This is a genomic window from Pseudoalteromonas sp. NS-SX12 (assembly GCF_057367955.1).
In genome coordinates, this window is the sequence record NZ_CM170634.1 from 2,898,964 (window position 1) to 2,911,205 (window position 12,242).

The following is a 12,242-nucleotide window of genomic DNA, read 5'->3' on the forward strand; positions in this document are numbered from 1 at the left end:
ACTCTATGGAATTATTGTTTTACGCAACAGCCTTTATTTGCGGCTTCATTATTTTACAGTTTAAATTACCACCGCTGATCGGCTTCTTATGTGCCGGTTTTGTGCTTAATCTTGCGGGGTATCAAAGTACCGAGTTGCTTGAAACAATGGCTAATCTAGGCGTGACCTTACTGCTATTTAGCATTGGCCTAAAATTAAAGATTGGCAATCTAATAAAAGCCCAAGTTTGGGGGCCTGCAACCTTGCATATTGTATTGTGTAGCGTGTTGTTTTGGGCGGCTTTACTGGGGCTCAGCTGGTTAAAACTGCCTCTATTTTCTGAATTATCGAGTCAATCCGCAGCCATTTTGGCATTTGCACTAAGCTTTTCATCCACCGTTTTCGCGGTAAAAGTACTTGAAGAACGCGGTGAAATGGCCAGCTTACACGGTAAAGTCGCCATTGGTATTTTGGTAATGCAAGACATCTTTGCTGTTGTTTTCTTAGCGATTAGTACAGGTAAACTGCCAAACTATTGGGCAATCGCATTGGTACTTGCCTTGCCACTTATTAGACCCGCATTTTACTGGATGCTTGCGCGTTCAAAGCACGGTGAAGTGCTCCCGCTATTTGGTTTCTTCTTTGCGTTAGTGGTTGGCTATCACGCATTTGAATTTGCGGGCTTAAAAGGTGATTTAGGCGCACTGATTATTGGTATGATCTTAGCGCCACATAAAAAGGCAAGCGAACTCTCTAAGGCACTATTAAGCTTTAAAGATCTCTTCTTAGTCGGATTCTTTTTAACAATTGGCCTTAACGCCGAGCTCACGCTCAATGCACTCTTAGTTGCTGCAGTTTTAATTATTGTGTTACCCCTTAAAGTGCTACTTTACTACCTATTTACTAACGCTTTTCACTTGCGTGCGCGCACTTCCCTACTCGGTGCATTTTCATTATCAAACTACAGTGAATTTGGCTTGATTGTCTGTGCGCTAGCCGTATCGAGTGGCTGGTTAACGGGCGAATGGCTCGCGGTACTTGCAATTGCGGTATCCATAACCTTTATTATTGCGTCGCCGCTTAATAACAAATCAAACGAGCTTTACGTAAAATATGAGAATTTCTTACTGCGCTTTGAATCGAGCAAACGCTTAGCCGAAGAAATGCCGGTTAACTTAAACAAAGCGAAAATCTTGATCTTTGGTATGGGCCGTGTTGGTACCGGCGCCTATGAAACAATTGCGCAAAGCTACCCTGAATCGGTCGCCGGTGTAGATATTAACCCTGACACAGTAGAAAAGCATATCAAGCGCGATCGATTTGCCATTTTAGCCGATGCCACCGATCCCGATTTTTGGAACCGCATTAACCACTCAGACGTAGAAATGGTAATGTTAGCCATGCCAAAACACGCGCAAAACTTGTACGCCCTTGAGCAGCTAAAAGCGTCAGGCTTCTCTGGTCAAGTAACCGCAATCGCCAACTATCGCGACCAACAAAAAGAGCTAGAAGATATGGGTGTTCATTCAACCTTTAACTTTTACTTAGAAGCTGGTAGCGGTTTTGCTGAACACGTAAAAGAAAAGGTGTTTTCTAAAGCGAGCTAGCATAAACCACTTAGCACGATTACGTTCATTTACATTTTTGTAACACTTTTATCGTTATTCAGAGTAATATTTACCTATCCATTACTCTGAATGACGTGACTATGCAGCAACATCCTAAAAAAACCGCATTATCACCCGAAATGCGTGATTTTATCAGCAATGAACTTAAACACCTTGATTCAGACTTAGCCAAGCGCACATTTTACTTTTTACTGCTTGATAAATACGCGGTGCCAAAAACCCATGCCCTGCGCCATAACCCGCAACATCATTTACCTGTAAATCAACTCGATAATTTATTGCGAGAAAAAGGGTTCACTCCCTCAAAACCAGTCAAAATTAATTGCCATTAAGGTATACTAGCTGAGACTTTCACAATCTCACTTTATTTATGCTCGCAGATAAACACGCTTTATTGGAAGCAATCAATCAGCCTATGCCGTTTGGCAAATATGCTGGCTGCCCACTGCTAAAATTACCTGAGCCTTACCTTGTTTGGTTTAAACAAAAAGGTTTCCCTGAGGGTAAGCTTGGGCAGCAACTTGCGTTAATTTATGAAGTGAAACGTAATGGCCTCGAAAAAGTGTTAATGCCATTACTTAATTAATATTCAAGGAACACACTGTGACTCAACTTTCTCAGTTATCACCACAGCCACTGTGGCAAATTTTCGAAAAAATATGCAGCATTCCACACCCGAGTAAACACGAGCAAAAAATTTCTGCGTGGATCCAACAATTCGCTACCGAGCTTGGTCTTGATGTTAAAGAAGACAAAGTAGGCAATCTAATTATTAAAAAACCTGCAACAATCGGTATGGAAAATCGCAAAGGTGTGATTTTACAAGCGCATATGGACATGGTGCCGCAAAAAAATAATGATAAAGAGCACGACTTTATCAACGACCCAATTGAAGCTTATGTAGATGGTGAATGGGTAACAGCAAATGGCACAACATTAGGTGCAGATAACGGCATTGGCCTTTCGGCAAGCCTTGCTGTTTTAGCCAGCAAAGATATCCAACATGGTCCACTTGAAGTATTAGTTACCATAGACGAAGAAGCCGGTATGACAGGTGCTTTCGGCCTTGAAGCAGGTTGGTTAGAAGGCGATATTTTACTAAACACTGACTCAGAAGATGAAGGCGAAGTTTACATGGGCTGCGCAGGCGGTATTGATGTAAACATAGAGCTGCCAATCGAATGGGAAGCGACCAATGCAGCTAAATCAGCTGTTAACGTATCACTTAACGGTTTAAAAGGCGGTCATTCGGGTGTTGATATTCACTTAGGTCGCGCAAACGCAAATAAACTATTAGTGCGCACATTAAGTTTATTAGATATCGACTTTGCCATTGCCAACTTGCAAGGCGGCTCACTGAGAAACGCAATTCCACGTGAAGCAGAAGTAACGCTAGTAATTGATGGCCAAGATAAAGACACACTAGTTAATGCTCTTAAAGATATCAATTCACTGTTTTTAGCGGAACTAAGTAAAGTTGAGCCAAATATTTTACTGTCGCTTACCGATGCACCATTACCTGAAAAACAACTTGCTAAAGTATCGCAGTCAGCGGTAATCAATAGCATAAATGGTTGTGTGAACGGCGTTATTCGCATGAGTGACACCATCGACGGCATCGTTGAAACATCGACCAATTTAGGTGTTGTTTTAACAAACGAAAACGCTGTAAGCGTAAAATGTCTAGTTCGCTCATTAATCGATTCTGCCCGCACTAATACGCAAAATATGATTGCATCAACATTTTCCCTAGCAGGTGCGAGCGTTACTTTCACAGGCGCGTACCCTGGCTGGGAGCCAAAAGACGATTCTGAGATTAAAGATATTTTACGTGAAACCTATCAAGGTATGTTTGGCACATTACCTAAAATTATGGTGATCCATGCTGGACTTGAATGTGGCTTGTTTAAGGATGCTTACCCACATTGGGATATGGTGTCGTTTGGACCGACGATTCGCTTTCCGCATTCGCCAGATGAAAAAGTGAAAATCGATACAGTTGAGCCGTTTTTCAACCTACTCGTTGAAGTACTCGGTAATATTCCGAATAAAAACTAAATTTCGTCTACGCGTTATAAAAAACCGAGCCTTAGATGCTCGGTTTTTTGTCATTGGTGACCTTGTCTTTATTCGGCACTATTTTATTTATGCCTTTTTTAGCACTTAGCTTTAATGATTTTGCAGACTCTAAAAACGGTTTACTATAAATCGCAAATAACGAATCATGGCCGCAATCATACTGACCTACACCAATGGAAATCTTGCCAACGTCTGATGCTTTAATGAGGGTACCTGTCATACGGTCCCAAATAGCCAGTGCGGAACCCAAGTTCGTATCAAAGTGTTTAGGGTTATCACTGTGGTGGATTTGATGTTGTGCAGGGCTAATAAAAACGCCTTCCAGCTTATCGCCCCACGACAACCAAATATGTGAGTGGCGTAAATTTGCGCCAAAAACGTTAAACAAAAACACAAACACATTGGCACCTAACACATCAAACATACTAATTGCATCGGCAAATAAATAGTAGCCTATACCCACTGCGGTGCCTTGTACGATTGCCATACGGCACGCGTATAAATAACTTTCCACAGGGTGAGAACGATAAATGGTAAATGGCGTGAGTACTTTTGCGCTGTGATGTACTTTATGAAATTCCCATAAAAACGGTATTTTATGCAGAGCGTAGTGCAGTAAGAAACGCGTTAAGTCATCAATAATAAAGAGTAGAAAAGTGAAAATAGTGATTACTTGCCACTTGGCCAATGCCAACGGCTCTGTGCGACCGAACAGCCATTCTAAAGCGTCACTTAGCGCAATTGCTATCGGCGCCATTGTTAATACAATAGGGCCGAACATTAAGGCTTTGATCAGTTTATTAACTACCCACAAGGCATAATCTTGCTTGGCACTTTTTGCTAACCAAACTGATTTTGGGAATAAGAATTTAAAAAAGCCTAACGTTGTACGCTGTTTTGTTGCAGCAAAATACACCGGCAGCGCTAACGCCACCGCACTTAACAAATAAAGGTAAAAAATACGTTTATTCGCATCGCTAAAATAACGCGGTAGTTCGCTTAAACTTGTTGAAAATATCTCTAACACAGCAGTTCCTACAAAAAAGGGGCCGATAGCCCCTTATTCGCAATGCCAAAGCTTAAAACTGGTATTTGTAACCAATTACAAACTGTCTTGGCTTATTTGGTCTTGCACCATACGGGCGGCGACTAATAATGTACGCTTCATCAGTTAGGTTATCAACCTTACCGTAAATGCGGCCATATTGACCAAGATCATACGATGCGGATACATCTACGATAACGCTCGACTCGGTTTTAAAGCCCGATAACGTAACATTATCACCTGCGGCTTCATCCATTTCGCTTACGTATTTAACGATTAAATTGGTTTCCCAATTATTCGCCGCTAAACCAATTTCAAAGTTCAATTGATGTTCAGGTAAATACTGTACTGAGTCGCCATCCGAAATATCACCCCACTGTTCAAAATCTGATTCAAAGCTTTCTAAAAACTCAGATTTAGTATAGGTATAAGTGAAGCTATATGGCATATCAAATTGTGTACTGATTGGATAGCTTTGACGTAACTGTGCTTCCAAGCCATACACATTCACTTCGCCACCGTTAAACTCTCGGTCAAGGTCGCCTTGTGTACCACAGCTTGATTGTGAGCAGCTTTCTTTTAAGTTGCTGTAGTCGTTAAAAAAGCTAACTAGTTCGATGTTAGTTGCGCCATCATTAAAACGACCACCAAACTCATAATTAATGCTTTTCTCAACTTTAACATCAGATGCCTGTTGCGGACTGCTTGGCACAAAACCTTGATGCACACCAAATAATACGCCTGCGTTTTCTGTCACTTGATAAAAACCGCTCACGCCAGGTAGCCAAATTTGAGTCGATTTACGTTGCCAATCGTCTCTGTCCGCAAGATCGGTGTAGTACATATCCATATCTTCGCCACGAACACCCGCCGACACCGTTAAGTTGCCAAGTTTTACCGTGTCTTCAATATAAACTGAAAGCGCTTCAGTATTTTCGATATTGGTTGTGGTGAATACTTTATCAGCAGCCGTTTTCTCAGCATAACCATCAAGCATCTGATAGTTTTCACTAAAGTGTTTACGTTCAATTTCATCTTCATGATAACGCACACCGAATGCTAACTTATGATCTAAACCACCAAGTGAAAATTCGTAGTCGGCATCAATTTGAATACCCTGTGAATAGTATTCGCGGTCATTGGTACCCATCACTAAGAACATCGATGTTTCACCATCTAGCACTGAGTTTTGCTCTCCGGTTATAACGGCATATTCTCGCTCGTGTAATTCTGGGTTTGTCATAATTGCAGACAAACTTGCATTTGAACTTGTTAAGCCGCCTAATTTTCGCCAAGCACGCTCGTAGTCATTACGGTAAATACGCGTTGTTGCAGAGAAAACATCGTTAGAGAGATTATGGGTAAACATAATTTGTGTATGCTCAGTGTCCATATTCGCAGGTTGAGAAGCCGCGTAGCGACGATACGGATTTGCATTAAAGTCCGCATCCGTTAACCCTAGATAAGTTTCATCTGAGTTTTCATCTGCATAGGAAAGCTTAAGTTCAAAACTTTGGTCAAACGCCTGTCCGTCTAACAAATATTTGGTTTTAACGAGTAAATCATTCTTTTTAAAGCCTGAATCACCACCGTTATCGATTTCTTTAAAACCATCCGCTTGTAAACGAACACCTTCAACTAGTACACCCAAATTTTTGGCTACTTCGGTACCAAAATATCCGTGCGCTTTTTGATAGCCATCGGTGCCCGTTGCTAAATCCAAACCACCGGTCATTTCAAATGGCACTTGGCGCGTTACCATATTAAGCGTACCTGCAACCGTTTGCGGGCCGTGCTTAATTGCCGCAGGGCCTTTAAACACTTCTACTGCGGTCATGCGCGTAGTGACTGGAAAATAGTATGCCGCCGGCGCTGAGTATGGCGCCGGGCCAATTAACACACCGTCTTCTAAAATAGTTACTTTTTTACTACGCTCAGGTGTAACACCGCGAAAGCCAATGTTTGGACGCAGGCCATAACCGTCTTCTTCACGAATATTTACGCCCGGTACTTTGGCTAAAATACGGTGAATATCATCGTATTCATATTTTTCGAGTTCAACTTCTGAAACAAGGGTTGCTGAACCGGATTCTGTACGCAGTTTGTCACCGTGACTAATAATGGTGATGTGCTCGATATCGTTTGCTTTGTTATCTTTTGCAACAACTGACGTTACACAGCTTGCAATTGCTAATGCTAAAAGTGTTTTTTTCATAATAAAGCTCTAATCATTATCGCCGGCTGAAGATTTAGGTAATTCAAGCGCAAGTTTGTTAATAAAGTCATGTTTTAACTGATCGGTCACATCTTTTACTTTTGCGTGTGACGTTTCTACTTTGTCTTTTTCATCAATCAGTGCTTGTTGCAGCGAACCATTAATCGCATCTAACGCGGCATTTGATTGCTCAAGGCCAGTTAACATCGCGTCTTTAACGTCAGTGCCCTCTTCTTCTACAAGAAAATCATCAAAACCCGTAGTGTTATCTTGCACTACACCATTGCCAGTAAAGAGCTTTTCAAACGCAGCAAGGTTTGCTTTGATATTAGCAAGCGATTGCGCCGCTATCGGTGATTCAACATCTTGAGGGCATGCTTCTAAACCACACGAATTACTTTCATAACCTAGCGGTAATGCTAATTTTTGATCTTTTAGTTCTTCAGTGAGATAGAAAAGTGCATCGGAAATCACATTAACCGCTGCATGCACGCTATCAAAACTGCTGCCAACTTCACCGGCATTTTTTAACGTCATTGCGTAGCCATTGTCACCATTCCATTTATCAAGTAACACTTGGCTGTTATCAACTAAATCGCTGGCAACTTCAACAGCGAACTCACAGCGCGCGATTCGACGTTCGCTATCGCTGCGGTTATTCCATGTTGCAAGTGCATCATTAGCGACTGAACAGCTATGATTTAGCTGCTCGGTGAACAGCAAATGTTCAAGGCTTACTAGACCACGACGCGTTGCGGTACGCTGTTTAATATCGTACGGGCGCGATGCATTTTGATTAATTACACCGTCTTCAAAATACACGGTATCTTGGTCTACGCCACATAAGCTTTTAGCAGGCCAAGAATAAATTAGGTTACGCAGTTCGCCTTCATTTTCTAACAGCGGCCCCATTTGCATTAGCTCTGCATGTTGCCAAAGTGCCGTTGTATCGCGCCAGCTAGTTTGCGCCGAGGCTAATGCAGCTAAACGTTGCTGTTCCGTTGCATCACCTGCCATGGCTGCTTTTTCAACTGCACAATAGCTTTCAATGTTTTGTTTGTTTGCACTCGCTTGTTGATTAAACGAGGTAAATGTTGGCGTGATTACATTATCTACTAAGTTTGCCACTAACGCTTTTTCATCAAACGTTGTGCCGCCACCATTCCCTGGCTCGCTTGTACCGCCACCAAAATTTGGTCCCTGTGTACTTGAGGTATCTTCCGAACACGCTGCCAACGTCAATACTAATGATGTTGCCAATGCTATCGGTTTAAGTTTTGCGGATATCAACATAAAAATTATCCTAAAATCTCGAATTATAAATACAGCAAAAGGTTAGTAACCGAAATTACTAACCTTTTATATCAATTTAAAATGTATTTTAAATTACCAGTTCTCTGAGTTCGCATCAGCAAAGTCATACGCGTTATCTAAGATGTCGCGAGCAGCAATTAACTTAGCTTTGTAATTTATGAACTCATCTGCACCTGCTAACACTGGCATATCACCAAATAGCTCATGCACTTCAACAAACTTAGCTTCACCTACCGTATCTTTTTTCGGGTTTAGTTCATGGTTTGCAAATGGTGAGAACGGGCTAAATTGGAAGTTCAGTGCGAAACCTTTCATTTCACCCCAATGCTTAGCGTAATCTGCGAATTCAGCTGATGTGTATTCGCCGTCTTCAATATTCTCAATATCAGCAATTACATCATTAATATAATGCACTACTGTTGCTGCGATTGCTTTTTCCCATGCTAATGCAGCTTGGAATACATGGTTGTCAAACTGTGCTTTGTCATCTGCAGAGAACTCAGCTACATTTTTGCCAACGTTGTCTGAAATCATTTTACGACCAGCAATAAAGTGCGTCATTGCCTGTGCTGTGAAATCTGTCGCTTCTTCTGCGCCAAGGTCACGTTTAGCAGCGTTAGACGAATTACCCCAAACAAACTCTGACGTTAGGTCAATTACGCCATCGATATTAATATCATTTTTACCTTGGAAGTTTTCGCGACCGCCTTTTTTAGCAATTTCGCTGTCTGAGTATTCTAGGTAGTTGCGCGCAGCACCAAAGTAACCAAAGCCTTCATCAAATTGATGTTCAAGTGCTGTGTAAGTTTTAGTACCTTTGTCAGCTACTTTGTTATCAGAAGCTAAGCCTTCACCTAGGTAATCATCAGTACCTTGTGAGAACATTAATGCGCCAAGTGTATGCTTTTGAACTAGCTGAACTAAGTCTAAGCCTTCTGGTGTGATGAAAGCTTTTGAAATTGCAACACCGTTTGCGTCTACTAGCGCTTCACCGGCATTTACTTTTTCAATTTGTGCAATAAATAAGTCGAAATAGTGGAATACTAAGCCTTCAGGTGTGCTCACTTGCTCACCAAAGTTGTTCCAACCTTTAAAGTTACCCGCAACATGCCATTCTTTATACATTTTTGTTGGATCGTTACCAGCGATTTTACCGTTTTCACCACCTAAGTTTTTATCAGAAGATGAAATATCTGAGAAAAACTTTTGTTTATACGCAGACAGGTCATCGCCTAAGTGCGAGATTGGTGAATCTGCAATCGCCGCGTAGTCACTCCAAAGAGCGTTTAGATTAGCGCGTACATCTGCTGCCATAATGTTATTGGTTTCAATGTATTCAACTGTCATTAAGCCCATGTAGTGCTTAAGTTCTGCTGAAAGTGCGTGACGCGCTGTTTGACCAGAGTACGATACTGACGAGCCAGAAAAGCCGTCTAGTTTAGTGTTAAACTCGTAAACGTTAACACCGTTTTCTGCTTCGATATCACTTACTGTTAACGTAATCGTTTTAGTAAACGTAAGGCCACCCGCGTCTGTTACTGTTACGTCAACCGCAACTTCTGCTGCTTCTTCAAAATTAAACGCTAAGCTATCTTTTACTTTAAGTTCGCCATCAACGATTTCAAAACGCGCGTCTGATACTGTGAACGTATGACCTGATGTTGCATCATCTGTTGCAGTTAACGCACCAATCGCAACACCAAGTGTATCTTCGGTAATTGAAGATGCTGAGATTTGGATATCAGTTGGAGCTTGGTTTACAGGAGTTACAGGATCTTTTTTGCTATCGCTACCACCACAGCCAGTTAAGCCAAGAGACACAGCAATTACAGCTGATGCTAACGCAGATTTACGAAAATTAATCATTATGTGACCTATAAAGTATAATTTTTATTAATGAAGATTTATAAACTAACGCTATTATAAACTTCAAAACCAATGAGAATCAATCTCATTTAGTTTATTTTAATGTTTTGTTTACAGAAAATCATCATAGCAGTTTTGTATTGCTTCAATTTAACAGAGATCAAATTAAGGTTTTTTAGGTAACGCAATTACAAAACATGCGCCTTTTAACGGGCCACTTTCAAGATAACATTCACCTTCGTGCCAGTTTATGATTTTTTGCACGATTGCCAATCCCAAGCCAAACCCTTTGATTTTTTTATTGCGGCTTTTATCTAAACGGGTAAATGGTTTAAATACGTTTTCCCACTCGGATTGTTCAATGCCAGGGCCATCGTCAGCCACTTTAATAAAAATAGTGCTTGAGGTTTGCGTCAACGTAACGATTACTTGCTGCTCTGCATATTTCAGCGCATTACCAATAAAGTTCTGAATTGCGCGGCCAATGAAATGTGGGTCGGCGTTTAACTCTATGGCTGTGTCTGCTTCAATTTTGATAGCAGCCGCGTGGTTAAAACCAAGCTTTTGCACAAAATGTTGTGTTTGCGCGACCACATCGTAAAACTCAATATTAAGTTGCGGTTTTTCTCGTTCTAATTTTGCAAACTCCAACATTTCACTCACTAGCGACTCAAGTTCTTGAATGTCGGACTGCATACCGTCAAAGTATGGCTTACTTTTATCGTCGCTTTGTGTTTGTTCCAGCATCGCAATCGCAAATTTAAGCCGTGCTAATGGCGTTCTAAACTCGTGAGATACAGACGAGGTCAGCTCGCGCTGACTATCCAATAAGTGTTTTATACGCGCTTTCATCGCCATTAACGTTTGTTTTATTGGCAATAAGGCAGACTTGTCGTCACCACTGATTTGCAAATCTTCTGGTGCGCTTATATTGTGACATGCCTTTTCTAACTGATTAAAATCACGCCATAGCCAATAACTCCAGGCCGCAACGGGTAAACCAATAACCAGCAACATAATAAAAAATGGCCATACCGAATCGTAACTATTGGCATCAAAACGATACGGACCAATTTTCAGTAATTCTTTATCATTTACCTGCAAATACCAGATTACTTGCTGCGGACCATCAAATACAGGTACTGCTAGTCCTTGCTTTAAATTAGCGCTTTGTTCTGGCAAAAATGCAACAAGATCAGACGAAATCACTTCGTTTTGATAAATGTCTTTGAGTTCAGTAAAACCATTAGCTGTTTTTGCTAATTGGGAAAGCGATTCTGTGACTTGCGGTGCAAGCGGTAGCGCATCTATGCCATTGGGTTCAGGCCATAGTTTCTCAAGCGCACCGCTAAGAACAAAAATAGAGATGATAATATAGGCGTATAAGCTAACAAATAACTTGCCCATTTAAATTCCTTGCAGCGTGTGATTATCCCCAAGCATCTGATACGAACAAGTAGCCTTGTCCCCATACGGTTTTAATGCGATAAGGTTTGTCACTATTATCGCCAAGTTTTTTACGTAGTCGAGACACACGTACATCTACCGTTCTGTCTAGGCCATCGTATTCACGGCCGATCATTTTCTCGTGCACAAAGTCACGGCTAAGCACTTCGCCTGCGCTGTTTGACAATAACCACAATAATTCAAATTCGTGCGAGGTTAAGCTCACTTCTTCACCAAGCAACTTAACAATACGGCTGTTTTTATCAATGGTAAGCGTACCAAAACGCAGTTCTTCACTGCTTTTTTCTACTGCTCCACGACGCAGTAGCGCAGAGATACGTGCTAATAAAACTCTTGGTTCAGCTGGTTTAATAACATAGTCGTCGGCACCCAGCTCAAGACCAATCACCTGATCAAAATCTTCGCCTTTTGCGGTCAACATTAAAATGGGCAACTGGTAGCGATCGCGTACTTCACGACACACGCTAAAACCGTCTTTACCTGGCAGCATTACATCCAAAATCATTAAATCAGGCATATTAGCTTCAAGTGCCGCCATTACTTCAGAACCATCACTTAACACATCAACCGTCATACCGTTGTGTTCTAAATAATCTTTGGTCAGTTGTTGTAAGGCAAGATCGTCTTCCACTAATAAAATATGCGCCAT

10 protein-coding genes are annotated in these 12,242 nt (G+C 41.4%); 4 read left to right on the forward strand and 6 right to left on the reverse strand.

Annotation, left to right across the window (positions count from 1 at the left end; translation table 11 throughout):
• The first annotated feature begins 5 nt into the window (after positions 1–5).
• The 4 genes from AC2IOM_RS13505 (at position 6) to AC2IOM_RS13520 (ending at position 3,665) form a co-directional block, all read left to right on the forward strand.
• Entirely contained in the window at positions 6–1,586 is a 1,581-nt protein-coding gene (locus tag AC2IOM_RS13505) for a cation:proton antiporter family protein (RefSeq protein WP_105170636.1), read from the forward strand.
• A gap of 101 nt (positions 1,587–1,687) precedes the next feature.
• Positions 1,688–1,939 (forward strand): hypothetical protein, encoded by a 252-nt coding sequence (locus AC2IOM_RS13510; RefSeq protein ID WP_010560495.1) that lies wholly within the window; start codon positions 1,688–1,690, stop codon positions 1,937–1,939.
• Positions 1,940–1,977: 38 nt separating this feature from the next.
• On the forward strand, positions 1,978–2,193 hold the full coding sequence (locus AC2IOM_RS13515) for a DUF3820 family protein (protein ID WP_010560496.1): 216 nt from the start codon (positions 1,978–1,980) through the stop codon (positions 2,191–2,193).
• Positions 2,194–2,210: 17 nt separating this feature from the next.
• Entirely contained in the window at positions 2,211–3,665 is a 1,455-nt protein-coding gene (locus AC2IOM_RS13520) for an aminoacyl-histidine dipeptidase (protein WP_486358645.1), read from the forward strand.
• Positions 3,666–3,696: 31 nt separating this feature from the next.
• On the opposite strand, the gene AC2IOM_RS13525 is transcribed toward AC2IOM_RS13520, so the two are convergent.
• From AC2IOM_RS13525 to AC2IOM_RS13550, 6 genes are all read right to left on the reverse strand, one after another.
• Positions 3,697–4,713 (reverse strand): sterol desaturase family protein, encoded by a 1,017-nt coding sequence (locus AC2IOM_RS13525; RefSeq protein WP_486358646.1) that lies wholly within the window; start codon positions 4,711–4,713, stop codon positions 3,697–3,699.
• A 52-nt stretch (positions 4,714–4,765) separates the two neighbouring features.
• Positions 4,766–6,946, reverse strand: coding sequence for a TonB-dependent receptor family protein (locus AC2IOM_RS13530; protein WP_486358647.1), 2,181 nt, complete (start codon positions 6,944–6,946; stop codon positions 4,766–4,768).
• Between the two features lie 9 nt (positions 6,947–6,955).
• Positions 6,956–8,239: an imelysin family protein gene (locus tag AC2IOM_RS13535; RefSeq protein ID WP_486358648.1), complete on the reverse strand. Its 1,284-nt coding sequence runs from the start codon at positions 8,237–8,239 to the stop codon at positions 6,956–6,958.
• A 93-nt stretch (positions 8,240–8,332) separates the two neighbouring features.
• A complete protein-coding gene (locus AC2IOM_RS13540) occupies positions 8,333–10,126 on the reverse strand; it encodes a DUF4856 domain-containing protein (protein ID WP_486358649.1) in 1,794 nt (597 codons plus the stop codon).
• Positions 10,127–10,291: 165 nt separating this feature from the next.
• Positions 10,292–11,533 carry an ATP-binding protein gene (locus AC2IOM_RS13545; RefSeq protein ID WP_486358650.1) on the reverse strand — a complete coding sequence of 414 codons (1,242 nt, stop codon included), beginning with the start codon at positions 11,531–11,533 and terminating at the stop codon, positions 10,292–10,294.
• Positions 11,534–11,555: 22 nt separating this feature from the next.
• Positions 11,556–12,242 carry a response regulator gene (locus AC2IOM_RS13550; protein ID WP_054978376.1) on the reverse strand — a complete coding sequence of 229 codons (687 nt, stop codon included), beginning with the start codon at positions 12,240–12,242 and terminating at the stop codon, positions 11,556–11,558.